Genomic DNA, 16,025 nt, shown 5'->3' with positions numbered 1-16,025 from the left:
GACGTGGGGGTCGTTTCATCCCAGCAAGCTTACATGCGCAGATACGACGCGCCAGCCGTCGGGCGTCTTCATCCAGGTCTGGCTTTGTCGGCCCGTCTTCGTGGCGCCCACGCGCTGGAACTCGACGTTGGCGGTGGCGAAGCTGTCGCCATAGGTGGTGATCACGGTGCGCAGCAGCGTGCGGGCGAGGCCGGCCGACGGGCGTGCGGCGCGGAAGGCGGCGATCTCGTCGTAGCCGTAGAGGTTTTCGGTGGCGCCGTAGCGCAGGGTGTGCGGGCTGTTCCAGAACAACTCGTCCAGCACCTCGACCTTGTTGTTCACCAGCGCGTCTTCGTAGCGGTGGAAGGCGGCGGTGACTTCTTCCAGGACCTCGGGTTTGTTGATGTCCATGTTGTTCTCAGATGCCGGCGATGGGCGAACACGCCGCGCCGCTGGCTTCGAGCGCACGGCCGACACGCAGCGCGAGGTCTTCGCGCCAGGGGGCGGCAATCAGCTGCACGCCGAGCGGCAAGGCGTTGCGGCCCTCGGGCCAGAGCGGCGCGGCCACCACCGGGCAGCCGGCGAAGGAGATCGGTTGGGTGAGCAGGCCCATCGAGGGGCGTGCCGGCACCTGGGTGCCGTTGAGCTCGAAGGTCTCGGCGCCGACCGGCGTGGCCTGCACCGGCGTGGCGGGAGCGATGAGCACGTCCCACTCGTTGAAGAGCGCCAGCACCTTGTCGCGGTACACACGGCGGAAACGCTGCGCGCGCACGTACCAGTCGGCCGGCTGCAGCGCCCCCGCGATGAAGCGGTCGACCGACAGCGGCTCGAAGTCGGCCGCGCGCTCCCGCAGCAGCGGCAAATGCAGCGAGCCGCCTTCGCTGGCGGTGGTGATGAAGGCGGCGGCGCGTGCGAGGGCCGCATCGGGCCAGATCACGCCGGGCGTGGCCTTCAGCACCTCGGCGGCGATGGCCACGGCCTTGCGGGCGGCGGGGCTCGCGTGCTCGTCGAAGTAGCCGCCGAGCACGCCGATGCGCAGGCCCGAGAGGCTCGCGCCGATCTGCCACGTGGTGGGCTGGAGGCGGGTGGCATGGCAGCCGGGGTCCAGTGGGTCGGGGCCTTGCAGGGCGTCGTAGGTGGCAGCCAGGTCTTCGACGTTGCGGGCGAAGGGGCCCAGGTGGTCGAGGCTTGCGACGAAGGGGAAGCTGCCGCGGCGCGAGAGGCGGCCGAAGGTGGGCTTCAAGCCCCACACGCCGCACAGCGACGAGGGCACGCGGATGGAGCCGTTGGTGTCGGAGCCGAGCGTCACCGGCACCTGGCCCGCGGCCACCGCCGCACCGCAGCCGCCCGAGGAGCCACCGGCGATGTGCTCCAGCCGCCGTGGGTTGCGGCAGGGGCCGTAGTGCGAGTTCTCGGTGGTGAAGCCGTAGGCGAACTCGTCCATGTTGAGCGCGCCCACCAGCACCGCGCCAGCCGCGCGCATGCGCTTCACGAGTTCTGCGTCTTCGTGGGCGGGCGGGGCATCGTTGCGCACCTTGCTGCCGGCGCGCGTGACCATGCCTTCCACGTCGAAAAGGTTCTTCACCGCGTAGGGCATGCCGGCCAGCGGCGGCAGTGGCTTGCCCTTCACGCGAAGCTGGTCGATGGCGCGGGCCTCGCGCACGGCGCGCTCGAAGCTGCCGTCGGTGAAGGCATTGACCTTGGGGTCGGTGACCTCGATGCGCGCGATGCAGTGCTCGAGCGCTTCTTCGGCCTGCATCTCGCCAGCGTGGACCGCGCGAACGATGGAAAGGCCGGGGGTCATGTCTTGGCTCCTCGCGAAACTCATTCGTTGCCCGGCGGGAAGGGGGCAGGTCGGTACACCTCGGCGGGCTCCGTCTCCTCGGGCAGCGGCACGGCGAGCAGGCTGTCGGCCAGGGCCTTGGTGCGCGCCAGGTGCACGGCGACGCGCTGCACCTGCGCATCGGCCAGCGGCAGCGAGGCCATCTGGGCCGCGCTGCGCACGTAGCGTTCGATGTCTTCCTGTGTCGTCGCTGTCGTCATCTCAACGTCTCACCTCGCGCTGGAAGATCTCGAGGCTCTGCTTCTTGGTGGCGATGAAGCTCGGCTCGGAGAGCGTGGCCACGGTGCGCGGCCGCGCATCCTCGTATTGCAAGATCTCTGCCACCTTGGTGGGCCGCTTGGTGAGCAGCAGCACCTGGTCGGCGAGGTACACCGCCTCCTCCAGGTCGTGCGACACCAGCAGCATGGTGGTGCCGGTCTTCATGAAGACCTCCTGCAGCTTCTCGCGGATGAAGAGGGTCATCTCGAAGTCGAGCGCCGAGAAGGGCTCGTCGAGGAAGAGCACCTCGGGGTGGTTGGCCAGGGCCCGCATGATCGAGGCGGTCTGCTGCTGGCCGCCCGAGAGTTCATACGGGTAGCGCTTGAGGTCGAACTTGACGTCGAACGAGGCGACGAGCTCTTCCATGCGCCGGTCGACCTCGGCCTTCGACTTGCCTTCGAGCTTGAGCGGGTAGGCGATGTTGTCGATGGTGCGCATCCACGGGAACATCGCTTCGCGGTAGTTCTGGAAGACGTAGCCGATCTTGGTCTCCTGCAGCGTCTTGCCGTCGAAGAGGATCTGGCCGCTGTCGATGGGCATGAGGCCCGCGATCATGTTGATCAGCGTCGACTTGCCGCAGCCGTTGGGCCCGAACACCGAGACGATCTTGTGCTTGGGGATGTCGAGGTTGAAGTCTTCGTACAGCGGCCAGCCGGCGAAGTATTTCGTCAGCCCGCGGATGGTGATGTGGGTGCCCGCGGGGCCAGGCTCGAACTTGGGTTGGGGCACATCGGCATACACCGGGCCATTGAGGACTGCATTCATCTTCCGCTCCAATGCACGATCTTGCGTTCGACGACGAGGAAGAGCACGTTGAGGGCGTAGCCGAGCGCGCCGGCCGCGAGGATGGAGGCGTACATGTCCTTCACGTTCATCACCTGCTGCGCGTTGATGATGCGGTTGCCCAGGCCGCTGTCGGCGCCGATGAACATCTCGGCCACGATCACGATCACGAGGGCCATCGAGACCGCCGAACGCAGGCCCACGAAGCTCGGCTGCAGGCTTTCCCAGATGAGCACGTCCTTGAAGACCTGCCATTTCGACGCGCCCATCACCTTGGCAGCCATCACCCGCTGCTTGCGCGCGTTGATGACGCCGTAGGCGCTGTTGAACACCACGATCAGCATGGCCCCGAAGGCGGCAATCGCCACCTTGTTGATGTCGGACACGCCGAAGATCATCAGGAAGAGCGGGATCAGCGCCGACGAGGGCGTGGAACGGAAGAAGTCGATCAGGAACTCGACGCTGCGATACGCCTTCTCGGAGCTTCCCAGCAGCACCCCGAGCGGCATGCCCACCGCCGCGGCGATCAGGAAGGCCTGCACCGTGCGCCACACCGTGACGAGGAAGTCGCCCAGCAGCGGGCCGCCGAGCAGGCCGCCCGCCAGCGTGCCGAGCGCTGCCAGTGGCGGCGGCAGCAGGATGGCCTTGATGAAGCCCAGGCGAACGACCAGGTCCCAGACGATGAAGAGCACGATGGGCCCGACGAAGGGCAGGGCCTTGCCCCAGGCCGGCTTGCGCGGCACCACGGGTGTGGCGAGCGCAGCCGGTGGGGACCACGGCTTGGGCGTGGCGGCCGGCTCGGGCGCGGCCACGGTGGAGGTGCTGGCGTCCATGATGCTCAGCCCTTGTAGAGCATCGAGTCGACCATCAGGCGCGACGAGAAGATGCCTTTTTCCGCGAAGAGGTCGAAGAACTTCTGGAAGTGCGCCACGTCGGCCGGGGTGAACTCGTTGTACATCGTGTACGCGGCCAGCGGCACCTCGCCGGTGAGCGGGCCTTCGATGGCGGTGTAGCCCTTCAGGTACTGGCGGGCCTCGACCGACTTGCTGCGCACGTAGGCCACGCCCCGGCCGTAGGCGGCGACGAACTTCTTGGCGGCGTCGGGGTTCTTCTTGATGAACTCCGACGACAACGAAGCCGAGCCGCCGAACCACGGCGCCATCGGGTCGCCCAGCACGTAGCGGGCGATCACGCCGGCCTCGAGCACGCGGGTGCTGCCGTTCATGCGGCCGATGGTGCCGGTGGGCTCCAGCGTGTAGGCCCCGTCGACCTGACCGGCGGCGAGCGCAGCCACGTGCTGGCCGATGGGCAGCTCGACCACGGTGGCGCCGGTGGCGCCGCCGCGCTCGAGCACGGTCTTGGCGAGCGTCACGTTCTGGATGCCGGGGCCGGAGGCGATGCGCTTGCCTTTCAGGTCGGCCATCACCTTGGCGGGGCTGGCCACGGGCACGATCACCTCGTCGAGCACGTTCTTCACGTTGCTCGGGTTGGAGCAGAAGATCTTGAAGGTGCCGGGCTGGGCGATCTCGCCGATGGCGATGTTGGCCGAGCCGGTGCCGTTGGCGGTGCCGTCGGCGCGGCCCGAGAGCACCGCTTCCATCACCTGCTGGGCGCCGGCGAACTTGAGCGGCTCCACGTCGAGCCCGGCCTCCTTGAAGTAGCCCAGCTCGATGGCCGAGTAGAAGGGCAGGCCGGCCGCGATGGGCCAGTAGCCGATGCGGATCTTGGGGCCGGGCTGTGCCCGCAGTACGGCCGGTGCGCCAAGCGCGAGGGCGGCACCGGCCTGGACGATGCGACGGCGGCGGGTGTCGAGGTGCTTCTGGCTCATGGGGATCTCCGTGGTTGGATGCAGGTCGGGTCAGGTGGCGGGTTCAAGAAGCAGGTTTCAGCGACGCGAGGTACGTCCGCCAGCCGCCGAATTCGGTGATGTCGCGCGCGCCGTCGAGCGCCAGCGCTTCGCAGACGAAGCCGTGCACCGACGTGCCGTCGGCGAGCGTCAGACTGCCGAGGCCGAGCGGTGCGGGAATGAGCGCGAGGAAGGAGCCGATCTGGTCGAGCGGCACGTCCCACACCTCCACCGCAATGGCGGCGCCGCCGCTGCCCACGCGTTGCAGGCCGGGCTTGGGCGGCACGGTGCCAGGCAGCGCGTAGAGGCGGTACTGCGGCGCGGTGGTGGTGGCCCGGCGCAGCGTGGCCCCGCGCTCGGTGAGCTGGCCGTTGAGCGGCAGGCCGCTCAGGTGCGCGCCGACGACAGCGATGGCGAGCGTGGGCGCGCTGGCCGGCGCGCGGGTGAGGGTGGGCGCCAGCGGCACCTCGCGGCGCAGCGCGCCGAGCGGCAGCGTGAGCTGCGATTGCCATTCGGCACCGAAATGCGCGAGTGCGGCGTCGTATCCGCCCGGCGCGATGAAGGTCACGCCGAAGGGCAGGCCGCGCACCGTGAAGTTGAAGGGCAGCGCGATGGCGCACCAGCCCAGCAGGTTGACGAAGTTGGTGTAGCTGCCGAGCTGCGCGTTGGCGCCGATCGGGTCGGCCGCCACCTCGGCCATCGTCGGGTGCGCGGGGGCGGTGGGCACCATCAGCACGTCGGCCTGCTGCCAGACCTTGGCGGTCTCGGCCTGCGCGGCGCGCAGCTTGTAGAGGCCGCGGAAGGCATCGGTGGCGCTGAAGTGGCGCGCGCTCTCGACGATGCTCCTCACCGCCGGGTCGAAGGCTTCGGGCTGCTCGTCGAGCACGCGCTCCACCGCCGCATGCCGCTCGGCCACCCACGGCCCGCCGTAGAGCAGCTCGGCGGTGGCGTGCAGCGGCGCGAAGTCGAGCGGCACCACCTCGTGCCCGAGCGACTGCACCTGCGCGCAGGCCTGGGCGAAGGTCTCGCGGTAGCCGGCGTCGCCCTTGAACACCGGCACGGCCGGAATGCCCACGCGCAGCGTCGGCTTGAGCCGCGCGGGGCCAGGCGCGAAGTGGCTGTAGGCGTCGGCCGGGTCGGGCCCTTCCATCACGGCGAGCACGAGCGCGGCGTCGTCGGCGGTCAACGCGAGCACCGAGAGGCAGTCGAGGCTGCGGCAGGCCGGCAGCAGGCCGGTGGTGCTCACGCGGCCTGGCGTGGGCTTCAAGCCGACGATGTTGTTGAAGCCCGCGGGCACGCGGCCGGAGCCGGCGGTGTCGGTGCCCAGCGCAAACGGCACCTGGCCCGTCGCCACCACGTAGGCCGAGCCCGAGCTTGAGCCGCCGCTCACGCGCGCCGCGTCGAAGCTGTTGGGCACCGCGCCATACGGGCTGCGCGTGCCCACGAGGCCGGTGGCGAACTGGTCGAGGTTGGTCTTGCCGACGGGGATGGCCCCGGCCGCCACGAGCTTGCGCACCGCGACCGCATGGGCCGGTGCCGGCTCGGTCGCGAAGCCCTTGCAGGCGGCGGTGGTGAGCAGGCCGGCAACGTCGATGTTGTCCTTCACGCCGAAGGGCATGCCCAGCAGCGGCTGCGTGTCGAAGATGGCGGCGCCCTGGCTCAGCAGGGCGGCGTCGCAGGCGTCGGCCTGTGCGAGCAGGGCGTCGTCGCCGGGCCGCGAGATCCAGGCCGAGAGCGCGTGCTGGGTCTGCTCTTTCAGAAAGCGCAGTATCAGCTGCCGCACCGTCATGGTGCCGCTGCGCAAGGCCTGCTGCAGTTCTGCAAGGGTGCGGGGGTCGCTGGTGCTCATGGGTGCCCTGTTGTTGTGCATGCCATCTTGTATGCAAGATGCAAAGCAGAACACGTGCCAGTCGTTCTCAGCCGCCCGTCAGGCGCGAACTTGTGCCCGGAATTGGCCCCGGTAACCGCAGGTACAGCGACTACGCTGTCGGGGTTGTTCTTCCTCTGCTGTACCGCTCATGAACCTCATCGGTGTGCCGCTGCGCCGGCCCGCATTCAACGAACTCACCGCCGCCACCGTGATGGGCTCCGGCCTGTGGGTGCTCGCCGTGGGCCTCGCCCACTTCGCCCGCATGGACCTCACCAAGGGCGATGCGGGTGCCCTGCTGCTCGTGATGCTGTGGGCCTGCGTGTCCACGCGCATGGGCATCCGCGTGGGCGCCGGGGGCCGGCACCTCGCCGCCAACCTGCTGGTGAGCGGCGTGCTGCTCGCGCTCTACGAAGTGGCGCGCGCCCTGTTCTGAGCCTGCACGGCCCGTAGGCCACCGCCTACGACCATTCGGGACCTTCTCCGCTCGTGTGCGCGGGGGGCGGGCGTTAACTTGCCCGCACCTTGAACTTCAGTGGAGAACGGTCATGAACTTCATCATCTGGCTCATCGTCGGCGGTCTCATCGGTTGGGTCGCCAGCATGATCATGCGCACCGACGCGCAACAGGGCGTGATCCTGAATGTGGTGGTCGGCATCGTGGGCGCCTTCCTCGGCGGCTTCCTGCTGGCCCCGCTGCTGGGCACCGGCACGATCAACAGCAACGACTTCAGCATCGCGGGCCTGGGGGTCTCGCTGCTGGGGGCCGTGATCCTGTTGGCCATCGTGAATCTCTTCCGTCGAGGCTCCGCACGCTGACCGCCTGCTGGGGCTGGCCGTCGACGTGGCGCGCGGGCGTCAGAGCTCGAAGGGCGCCGGTTGCCGGCCGTCGATGTCGGTGAAGCCGTAGACGCGCGCCAGGTCGCCCACGCGCAGCACTTCGCCCGTGCGGCCCATCACCTGCGGGTCGGCGGCCAGCGCCGCCACGGCGCGGCCGAGGTAGCGCGGCGATTCGGTTCGCGCGAGCGCCGGGCGTTCCTGCCAGTGCGCTTCGTCAGTCTGGTGGCCCCGCAGCACGAACTCGGTTCGCATCCACCCCGGCGACAGGGCGACCGAGGCGACGCCGTGCGGCTTCAGCTCCTGCGCGATGCCAAACGCGAGCCGGGCCATCGCCGACTTCGCGAGGTCGTAGAAGAGGTTGCCCTGGAGGTAGCGCCCGCGGTCCCAGTAGGTGGTGGTGACGACGAGGCCGCGCCGCCGTTCGACGAAGAGGGGCGCCGCGCAGCGGCTCGCGACGAGGTGGTTGCGCACGCCGCGGTCCATCATCGAATCCCAGTGCGCGAGCGGGTGCTCCCAGAAGGGCGCGTCGAACATGCCGTCGAAGCTCTCGTGACCGCCCCAGGCGTTGTTGACCAGCAGGTCGAGCCGGCCCTGCTGCTCGTGGCCGACGCGTTCGAAGAGTGCGCGCACCTCGTCTTCGGCGGTGTGGTCGCAGCGCACCGCGATGCCCTGGCCGCCGAGGCGTGAGACCTCGTCGGCGGTGTCGTCGATGTTGCCGGGGAGGCGGTCGAGCTTCGACAGCGCAAGGATCTGGTCATACCCCTCGGCTGGCTGCACGCGCGTGCTGCGGCCGGTGACGTAGACCGTGGCGCCGGCCGCGCCCAACTCGAGCGCGATGCCGCGGCCGGCACCGCGGCTGGCGCCGGTGACCACGGCCACGTGGCCTTGCAAGGGGCGGGAGGTGTCGGGCATGCGGTGTCTCCGTGGGGAAGGGCGCCCATCGTGGCGTGCCGTCAGGCCGCCGTCTTGGAGGAATGCGAAATCGCGCTGTGCCAGTAGTGGGTGGGGCTCATGCCGCACAGCGCCTGGAATTCATTGACGAGGTGGGGCTGGTCGTAGAAGCCGCAGTCGACGGCGAGCTCGGCCCAGGCCGGCGCGTGCGCGCCGTGTTCGCGCAGGCGCCGCAGGCAGTCTTGCAGGCGCAGCAGCCGGCGCCAGGTGCGCGGCGGCAGGCCGACGTGTGCGTGGAAGAGCTGCTGCAGGCGGCGCTCGCTGCAGCCCACCTGTTCGGCGATGGCGCGCAGCGGGCCGCTGCCGGTGGCGATGAGCCGCAGCGCCGCGTGCGCCTGCCGTGCCGGCACGGGGGCGGCCTCGCGCAAGCGCCGCCGCAGGGCGGCTTGCACCAGGCGGGCCCGCGCGGCGTCGCTGCGCGCGTCGGCCAGGCGTTCCAGCAGCTCGGCCGCGTCGTGCGGGCCCCACAGGGCGTCGAGGCTTGCATGGCCTTCGCTGAACTCCCCCGCCGGCACCCCCAGCAAGGCCGTCGCCGCGCCGGGCTTGAGCGTCACCGAGAAGGCATGCATGCGCCCGCGCAGCGTCACGCGGGCCGGCGCCGCCGAAGCCCCCAGCACGCCGGCCACGAGGCCCGGCCCGTCGCCGGTGGTGGGCGCATCGCCGAGGTTGAACACCAGGCGCAGGCCGCCATCGGGCACGACGTGCTCCACCACATCGCTCGCCACGGTCTCGCGGTACAGCATCAGCGGGCCGATGAGGGGCTGCAGCGTGGGGTCGGGTGCAAAGGCGCGCAGCGTCGCGCGGGCGAGCGGGCCGGTCTCGGGGCCGTGCAGCTCGTCTTCCGGCAGGCGAAGGAACAGGCGGTCGCGCATCGAGCCATCTTCGCGCAAGACCGCGGTGGCGGCCAGGCATGGCAAGCTCGCGGCCCATGCCTTTCACCAGTGCTTTCGCCAACGTCTTCCACCGCCAGGCCGCGGTGGGTTTCATCCTCGTCACCGCCGCGCTCGACATCGTGGCGCTCGGCATCATCATTCCGGTGCTGCCCAAGCTCATCGAGCAGTTCGTCGGCTCCAACGCGCAGGCCGGCGTGCTCAACGGGCTCTTCATCGCGCTGTGGGCGCTGATGCAGTTCGTGGCCTCGCCCATCATCGGCTCGCTGTCGGATCGGTACGGTCGGCGGCCGGTGCTGCTGCTGTCGTCGCTGGGGCTCGCGGCCGACTACGTGCTGATGGCGCTCGCGCCCAACCTGTGGTGGCTGGCGGTGGGGCGGCTCATCGCCGGCATCACCACCTCGAGCTTCACCACCGCGTTCGCCTACCTCGCCGACATCACGCCGCCCGAGAAACGCGCGCGGGTCTACGGCCTCGTGGGCGCGGCGTTCAGCGGCGGCTTCGTGGCCGGGCCGCTGCTCGGCGGCTTGCTCGGCGAGTGGTCACCGCGGGCGCCGTTCTGGGCGGCGGCGGCGCTCGGGGGCATCACCTTTCTCTACGGGCTCTTCGTGCTGCCCGAGTCGCTGCCGCCCGAGAAGCGCATGGCCTTCAGCTGGAAGCGCGCCAACCCCTTCGGGGCGCTCACGCTGCTGCGCTCGCACCCCGAGCTCTCGGGCCTGGCCGGCGTGAACTTCCTGCTGCACTTCGCGCACCACCTCTTCTCGGCGGTGTTCGTGCTCTACGCGGGCTACCGCTACGGCTGGGGTGCGGCGCAGGTGGGCGGGCTGCTGGCGCTGGTGGGCATCCTCGACATGCTGATGCAAGGCGTGGTCGTCGGCCCGGTGGTCAAGCGCCTGGGCGACGGGCCGACGATGGTGCTGGGCTTGAGCTTCGGCGCGGTGGGCATCGCCTGCATGGGGCTCGCCCCCAACGGCTGGCTCTTCGTGGCGGCGATGTTCCCCAACGGCCTGTGGGGCCTGGCGATGCCCACGCTGCAGTCGCTGATGACGCGGCGGGTGTCGGAGTCGGAGCAGGGCCAGCTGCAGGGCGCGAACAACAGCGTGGCCAGCATCGCGGGCGTGCTGTCGCCGCTCTTCTTCGGCTGGGTCTACTCTGTCTCGGTGGGCAGCGAGGCCTGGGTGCACCTGCCGGGGCTCGCGTTCTTCATCGCCGCCTTGGTGCTCGCATCGGGTGCTTTGCTGGGCTGGCGCACCTCGGGGCGCGGGCGAGTCAGTTGAGCATCGCGCGTGCGCGCTCCAGCAGGAACTCGCGCTCGCGCGCATTGCCGGCCAGCGCCGCCGCGCGCTCGAACTCGGCGCGCGCTTCCTCGCGCCGGTCGAGCTTGGCGAGCAGGTCGCCGCGCACGCTGGGCAGCCACTGGTAACTCTTGAGCGCCGGGTCGTCGCGCATGGTGTCGACGATCGCCAGCGCCTCGGCCGGCCCGTAGGCCATGCTCACCGCGACGGCGCGGTTGAGTTCGACCACCGGCGAAGGTTGCACCTGCGCCAGCGCGTCGTAGAGCGCGGCGATCTGCAGCCAGTCGGTCTCGTCGGCCCCATGGGCACGCGCATGGCAGGCGGCGATGGCGGCCTGCAGCACGTAGGGCCCGGGCGTGCCCGAGGCGAGCGCCTCGGCACGCTCCAGCGCCGAGAGGCCGCGACGGATGAGCAGTTGGTCCCACCGGTTGCGGTCTTGCGCCATCAGCAGCACGGGCTTGCCTTCGGCGTCGGTGCGCGCGGCGGTGCGTGAGGCCTGCAGCTCCATCAGCGCGATGAGGCCATGCACCTCGGGCTCGCTGGGTGCCAGGCCGGCGAGGATGCGACCGAGGCGCACCGCTTCGTCGCACAGCGCAGGGCGCATCCAGTCGTCGCCGGCGGTGGCGGTGTAGCCCTCGTTGAAGACGAGGTAGATCACCTCCAGCACCGAGCCCAGGCGCGGCGCGAGCGTGTCGCCCCGCGGCAGCTCGAAGGGCACCTTGGCCGCGGCCAAGGTGCGCTTGGCGCGCACGATGCGCTGTGCGACGGTGGGCTCGGGCACGAGGAAGGCACGCGCGATCTCGGCCGTCGACAGGCCGCCCAGCATCTTGAGCGTGAGCGCCACGCGTGCCTCGGTGCTGAGCACCGGGTGGCAGGCGGTGAAGATCAGGCGCAGCATGTCGTCGCCGATCTCGTCGGCGCGGGCGGCGTCGAGGGCGTCGACGAAGTCCGGCACGATCAGGGCCTCCTGCGCTTCGAGTTCATGGCCGATCTGCTCGTGTTTCTCGGCGGCGAGTTTGTGGTGGCGCAGCTGGTCGAGGGCGCGGCGCTTGGCGGTGGTCATCAGCCAGGCGGCGGGGTTGTCGGGCACGCCGTCTTTCGGCCAATGCTCCAGCGCACTCACCAGCGCGTCTTGCGCCAGCTCTTCGGCCAGGCCCACGTCGCGCACCATGCGCGCCACGCTGGCGATGATCTTGGCCGCTTCGATGCGCCAGACGGCCGTGATGGCTTGGTGGGTCGTCTCGGTGGTCATGGGCCAGTGTTGCACGCGCCATCAGGCGTTGGGCGTTGCCCCCGGCACCATGTAGACGAGCCCCCAGCCGTGGCCGTCGAGGTCGTGGAAGCCGTGCGAGTACATGAAGCCGTAGTCCTGCTTCACGTCGGCCACGCCACCGGCCGCCACGGCCTTGGCCACGATCTCGTCGACCTGCTCGCGGCTGGTGCACGAGAGAGAGATGAGCGTCTCGATGCTCTGGTTCGCATCGGCGATCTGCTTCTTCGTGAAGGTCTTGAAGAAGGGCTCGGTGAGCAGCATCGCGTAGATGTGATCGCTGATCACGCAACAGGCACCTTCGCTGTTGCTGAACTCGGGGTTGAAGTGGTAGCCAAGCGCCTCGAAGAAGGCGCGCGAGCGCGGCAGGTCTTTCACGGGGAGGTTCACGAAGATCATGTCGTGGGTCATGGCGTACTCCGGTGTCGTGTGGGGTGGATCAGGTTCGCGATTCAGGCACGTTCAGCGAGCGCCTTCAGGTCGGCCAGGCCGGCGTCGAGGTCGGTGCCGAGCATCTTGTCCATGTCGAGGATCGTGTGCATCACCTTGGCGAGGAAAGGCGTGGGGCCGTGCATCGCCCAGGTCACGTGGGTGCCGGTGCCCTGGGGCTGCAAGGTGAAGTCGATCAGGTTGTGGGCTTCCATCGGGGCCGTCATGTCGAGCTTCATCGAGACCCTGTTCGGGCCGGAGGGCTCGACGATCGACAGCGTGCCGCGGCCCACGTTGCCGTTGCCATCGAAGTCATAGGCCGCGCCCGGGCCGGCCTGCGGGCCGCGGTAGGCGGTCTTCATCGCCGGGTCTTTCTTGTTGTACGGGTTCCAGCTGTTGAAGCGGTGGAGGTCGTTGATCAGCGGGTGGATCTTCTCGGGGCTCGCGGCGATGGTGATCGAACGCTCGAAGCGGAAGGTGTCGGGCTTGCGCGCGGCGACGGCCAGCAGCGTGCCGAGCGCGACCACGAGCACGACGGCGAAGGTGATGAGGATCTTGGCCATGAGGGGGCTCCTGCGGGTGGGTCAGTGCGGCGTCAGTGACGCGTGGTGCGGGCGAGCACGTCGATGGCCTTGAAGCGCTCGACCGCGTCGCCGGGGGTGAAGTCGTCGGCTTCGAGGAGCTGGCGCACTTCGATGTGGCACTCGCTGCCCGGGAAGGGCGACGGGAAGCGGCGCGACCATTCCAGCGCCTCTTCCGCCGAGCGCACCTGGATCAGCGTGTAGCCGGCCACGTGCTCCTTGGTCTCGGCGAAGGGGCCGTCGACGACACGCTTGCGGCCCTGCGCGTCGTAGCTCACGCGCCAGCCGCGGGCGCTGGGTTGCAGCCCGGCCGCGTCGAGCAGCACGCCGGCCTTCACCAGCTGCTCGTGGTAGTCGGCCATCGTGGCCATCTCGGCCTCGGTGGGCATCGCGGCTGCGGCGTCGGCCGCCGGCGTGGCCTTGACGATGATCATGAATCGCATGTCGGCGCTCCTGGTTCGTGGAAGGAGCCGCGGCGCTGGCGGCTCTCATTCCCACGACGGCGCAGCCGTGGCGATTTCGACAGGGGGCGACTAGGTGAAAACCCTGGCCCGTCGTTTCAGCAGGAGATCAGCTCACTCGTAGCAGGGCGCGATGCCCCGCACCTCGACCGTCGCCCATTCGGCGGCCGGGCAGGTGGCGGCAATGGCGACGGCTTCCTCGCGCGTGGTGCAGTTGAGGAGGAAGAAGCCGCCCACCATTTCCTTCGCCTCGGCGAACGGGCCATCGAGCACCAAGGTCTTGCCGCCGCGCACCTGCAGGCGCGCAGCGCTTTCGTCGAGCGACTTGAGCGACTCGCTGGCGACGAGCACCCCGCGCGCCTTGAGCGTCGCCCCCCAGCTCAGCATGCGGTCGTAAAGGACCCGGCCTTCGGCCTCGCCGCGCTCGGCACGCTGGCCGACCGGTTCGTGGATGAGCAGCATGTAGGACATGGGGGCGGGGTGTGCAGTGGTCGTGGAGCGGGAGCTTAAACGCACACGACTGACCGCCACCGGTGGCGAGTGGATCGCCCCTCAGCGCGTGTCGCGCGAGGCGACGGTCAGCTCGTCCAGCATGGCGTTGCAGTCTTCCTTCAGCAGCTCGGGCGTGGCGCGCTCGAGGTTCTGCGTGGCGACCAGGGTCACGCTCTGCACCTGGTTGGCGAAGTCTTGCTGGGCACGCAGGGTCGCTTCGCCAGCCACCAGGCGGGCCTGGTTGGCATTGCGCCAGGCGGCGAATTTCGGGTCGAACTTGTGCGCATAACCTGCCAGGCGGTTGGCGCACACGGTGGCGCGCTTGGGCATGGCCAGCGATTCGAGGTACAGCATCGCATCGTGCTCATTGCCGCCGTTCTGGGCGTGGGCGGTGGCCATCGGCAGGGCCAGGGCGATCAGGAAGAGAGGCTTGGCGGGGCGGAAGGTCATGGTGGTATTGCTTAGGGCCTGTTCACACTAGATGAGCACCCACGCCGAGGCCTGAAGGCGTGGGCGGCAAGGCGCAGCGGAGGCCGTGTGCCCGTGGCACACAACGACGCTGCAACGCCGCCGCACGCGCCTTCAGGCCCCGGCCCTTCGGGTGATCTCAGCAAAAGCCCGCCCACAGCGTTGCAAATGCTCGCTGTAGCAAGTGCTACAGCTGCGCTTTGCGCCTCGTTGGCGGGCTTTTGTTGAGTCACGCGGGCGCTCATCTAGTGTGAACAGGCCCTAGTGGAAAACCCTCGCATTCTGGCCTCGCTGTGTGACATCTGGCACGTTGGATGAGCGGAGTCGCGCCAACACAACGGGTGCGGTGTCGCCAAGGTGTCAGTGTCGTGGTGGGCGGCTAACGCGCCGACCGCACGGGGCCTCGTCGGCGGGGCCGGTGCCCGCGCGTGCTATACCCCCGGCCAGGGAAAATCAGGGATCCGGGAGCGGCGGTGCATGTCGAATCTCACGCCTTCTGAAATTGCGTTCTTGATGCTGGCGATGGTGCAGGCCGTCGCGGCGGTGATGTGGGGCCTGGGCGCCTGGTGGATCCGCGAGACGCGCGCGGCCGCCGCGCACTGGTCGGCCTACGCGGCCTGCAGCGCCACCGCCTTCATCTACCTTGGCACCCACCTCGCGGCGCTGCCGATGGCCGGCGTCCTGCTCGCCATCGCCGGGCTTGCGCTGCTGCAGCAAGGCGTGTGGCACTTCACCGGGCAGAAGCGGCGCTACGTGCCGCACGCCGCGCTGCTGGCCACCGCCGCGCTGGCCTCGTGGATCGGCGCCGACCCGGCCTGGCGCCGCGAGCAGGCGGTGGTGCATTACACCATCACCATGACGCTCTACCTCTGGACGGCGTGGGACCTCTACCGCTACGCGCGCCACACGCTCGGCCTGCGCTTCCCGTGGGTGCTGGCGGTGCCGCTGCTGCTCGCGGGCGTGAACTCGGCCGGCCGCGCGCTGCGCACCGCGCTCAAGCCCGATGCGCTGGCCACCGAGATCGCCTCGCACAGCTCGCTCAACGTGGGCACCGCGATGGCGGTGGTGGCGGTGATCGCGATGCTGCACGCCATGCTGATGGCGCTGGTGGTGGCGCGCCTCATCCAGCAGCTGCGCTGGCGCGCCCGGCACGACGGGCTCACCGGCCTCTTGAACCGCCGCGCCATGCAGGAAGCCATCGACGAGCAGCTGCACCGCAGCCGCCGCGTGGGCGACACCTTCGCGGTGGTGATGGTCGACCTCGACCACTTCAAGTCGATCAACGACCGCCACGGGCACGCCGCCGGCGACCAGGCCCTGAAGCACACGGCCGCGCTCTTGCAAACCCACGTGCGCGAGGTCGACCGCGTGGGCCGCTTCGGTGGCGAGGAGTTCATCGTGCTGCTGCCCGGCGTGGGCCTCGCCCAGGCGGCGCAGACCGCCGAGGCGCTGCGCGCCCACCTCGCCGCGCAGCAGGTGCCGCGCGAGGGTGGGCCGCTCGCCCTCTCGGCCAGCTTCGGCGTGGCCGAATGGAAGGGCCCGAGTGAAGAGCCCTCGCGCCTCTTGATGCGCGCCGACGAGGCGCTCTACCGCGCCAAGCGCGCAGGCCGCAACCAGGTGCAGGCGACGAACGACGAGATGCCCAACGTCTTCCACGACGACACCGGCCACGCGCCCTTCGATCCCATCGCAGCCTGAAGGGAAGACGGCCCCTCGGCAGGGATACCTGCCGATCCCCCGAGGGGATGCCGGCCGGCTTGGGGCGGCCCGGCG

19 protein-coding genes are annotated in these 16,025 nt (G+C 69.8%); 4 read left to right on the top strand and 15 right to left on the bottom strand.

Features of this window, described 5'->3' with window-relative positions; genetic code table 11:
- Positions 1–15: 15 nt before the first annotated feature.
- Genes hpxZ through atzF form a run of 7 tightly spaced genes read right to left on the bottom strand, consistent with a single transcriptional unit; the run spans position 16 to position 6,558 of the window.
- Positions 16–390, bottom strand: coding sequence for an oxalurate catabolism protein HpxZ (gene hpxZ / locus KF892_11200; GenBank protein MBX3625572.1), 375 nt, complete (start codon positions 388–390; stop codon positions 16–18).
- A 7-nt stretch (positions 391–397) separates the two neighbouring features.
- Positions 398–1,783 (bottom strand): AtzE family amidohydrolase, encoded by a 1,386-nt coding sequence (locus KF892_11195; protein ID MBX3625571.1) that lies wholly within the window; start codon positions 1,781–1,783, stop codon positions 398–400.
- Between the two features lie 20 nt (positions 1,784–1,803).
- Positions 1,804–2,022 carry a DUF4089 domain-containing protein gene (locus KF892_11190; GenBank protein MBX3625570.1) on the bottom strand — a complete coding sequence of 73 codons (219 nt, stop codon included), beginning with the start codon at positions 2,020–2,022 and terminating at the stop codon, positions 1,804–1,806.
- 1 nt (position 2,023) lies between these two features.
- Positions 2,024–2,845, bottom strand: a complete 822-nt coding sequence (locus KF892_11185; protein MBX3625569.1) for an ABC transporter ATP-binding protein — start codon at positions 2,843–2,845, stop codon at positions 2,024–2,026.
- Positions 2,842–3,696, bottom strand: a complete 855-nt coding sequence (locus KF892_11180; GenBank protein MBX3625568.1) for an ABC transporter permease — start codon at positions 3,694–3,696, stop codon at positions 2,842–2,844. The genes KF892_11185 and KF892_11180 overlap by 4 nt, the downstream gene beginning before the upstream one ends.
- Before the next feature lie 5 nt (positions 3,697–3,701).
- On the bottom strand, positions 3,702–4,691 hold the full coding sequence (locus tag KF892_11175) for an ABC transporter substrate-binding protein (GenBank protein ID MBX3625567.1): 990 nt from the start codon (positions 4,689–4,691) through the stop codon (positions 3,702–3,704).
- A gap of 43 nt (positions 4,692–4,734) precedes the next feature.
- Positions 4,735–6,558, bottom strand: coding sequence for an allophanate hydrolase (atzF, locus tag KF892_11170; GenBank protein ID MBX3625566.1), 1,824 nt, complete (start codon positions 6,556–6,558; stop codon positions 4,735–4,737).
- Positions 6,559–6,727: 169 nt separating this feature from the next.
- Between atzF and KF892_11165 the strand changes: the two genes are divergently transcribed.
- Both KF892_11165 and KF892_11160 read left to right on the top strand, forming a co-directional pair.
- A complete protein-coding gene (locus KF892_11165) occupies positions 6,728–7,012 on the top strand; it encodes a hypothetical protein (protein MBX3625565.1) in 285 nt (94 codons plus the stop codon).
- A 112-nt stretch (positions 7,013–7,124) separates the two neighbouring features.
- Entirely contained in the window at positions 7,125–7,394 is a 270-nt protein-coding gene (locus KF892_11160) for a GlsB/YeaQ/YmgE family stress response membrane protein (GenBank protein MBX3625564.1), read from the top strand.
- A gap of 39 nt (positions 7,395–7,433) precedes the next feature.
- On the opposite strand, the gene KF892_11155 is transcribed toward KF892_11160, so the two are convergent.
- Complete coding sequence (locus KF892_11155; GenBank protein ID MBX3625563.1) at positions 7,434–8,327, bottom strand: SDR family oxidoreductase; 894 nt, start codon at positions 8,325–8,327, stop codon at positions 7,434–7,436.
- A gap of 41 nt (positions 8,328–8,368) precedes the next feature.
- Entirely contained in the window at positions 8,369–9,238 is an 870-nt protein-coding gene (locus tag KF892_11150; protein ID MBX3625562.1) for an AraC family transcriptional regulator, read from the bottom strand.
- A 56-nt stretch (positions 9,239–9,294) separates the two neighbouring features.
- Here KF892_11150 and KF892_11145 point away from each other — a divergent pair, with 56 nt between their 5' ends.
- On the top strand, positions 9,295–10,533 hold the full coding sequence (locus tag KF892_11145) for a TCR/Tet family MFS transporter (protein MBX3625561.1): 1,239 nt from the start codon (positions 9,295–9,297) through the stop codon (positions 10,531–10,533).
- Here KF892_11145 and KF892_11140 read toward each other — a convergent pair.
- From KF892_11140 to KF892_11115, 6 genes are all read right to left on the bottom strand, one after another.
- Positions 10,526–11,803 (bottom strand): RNA polymerase sigma factor, encoded by a 1,278-nt coding sequence (locus KF892_11140; protein MBX3625560.1) that lies wholly within the window; start codon positions 11,801–11,803, stop codon positions 10,526–10,528. The two genes, KF892_11145 and KF892_11140, sit on opposite strands and share 8 nt — an antisense overlap.
- Before the next feature lie 21 nt (positions 11,804–11,824).
- Positions 11,825–12,232 (bottom strand): glyoxalase/bleomycin resistance/extradiol dioxygenase family protein, encoded by a 408-nt coding sequence (locus KF892_11135; protein ID MBX3625559.1) that lies wholly within the window; start codon positions 12,230–12,232, stop codon positions 11,825–11,827.
- A gap of 41 nt (positions 12,233–12,273) precedes the next feature.
- A complete protein-coding gene (locus KF892_11130; protein MBX3625558.1) occupies positions 12,274–12,813 on the bottom strand; it encodes an SRPBCC family protein in 540 nt (179 codons plus the stop codon).
- Positions 12,814–12,845: 32 nt separating this feature from the next.
- Complete coding sequence (locus KF892_11125) at positions 12,846–13,274, bottom strand: YciI family protein (GenBank protein MBX3625557.1); 429 nt, start codon at positions 13,272–13,274, stop codon at positions 12,846–12,848.
- A 132-nt stretch (positions 13,275–13,406) separates the two neighbouring features.
- Positions 13,407–13,763: a dehydrogenase gene (locus KF892_11120; protein MBX3625556.1), complete on the bottom strand. Its 357-nt coding sequence runs from the start codon at positions 13,761–13,763 to the stop codon at positions 13,407–13,409.
- Positions 13,764–13,844: 81 nt separating this feature from the next.
- Complete coding sequence (locus tag KF892_11115; protein MBX3625555.1) at positions 13,845–14,234, bottom strand: hypothetical protein; 390 nt, start codon at positions 14,232–14,234, stop codon at positions 13,845–13,847.
- Between the two features lie 495 nt (positions 14,235–14,729).
- On the opposite strand from KF892_11115, the gene KF892_11110 reads away from it, so the two are divergent.
- Complete coding sequence (locus KF892_11110) at positions 14,730–15,950, top strand: GGDEF domain-containing protein (protein MBX3625554.1); 1,221 nt, start codon at positions 14,730–14,732, stop codon at positions 15,948–15,950.
- The last annotated feature ends 75 nt before the right edge of the window (positions 15,951–16,025 follow it).

The organism is Rhizobacter sp., from assembly GCA_019635355.1.
GTDB lineage: Bacteria > Pseudomonadota > Gammaproteobacteria > Burkholderiales > Burkholderiaceae_C > Rhizobacter.
The sequence above is the reverse complement of the archived record's forward strand: the minus strand, read 5'-3'. Positions and strand labels throughout refer to the sequence as shown.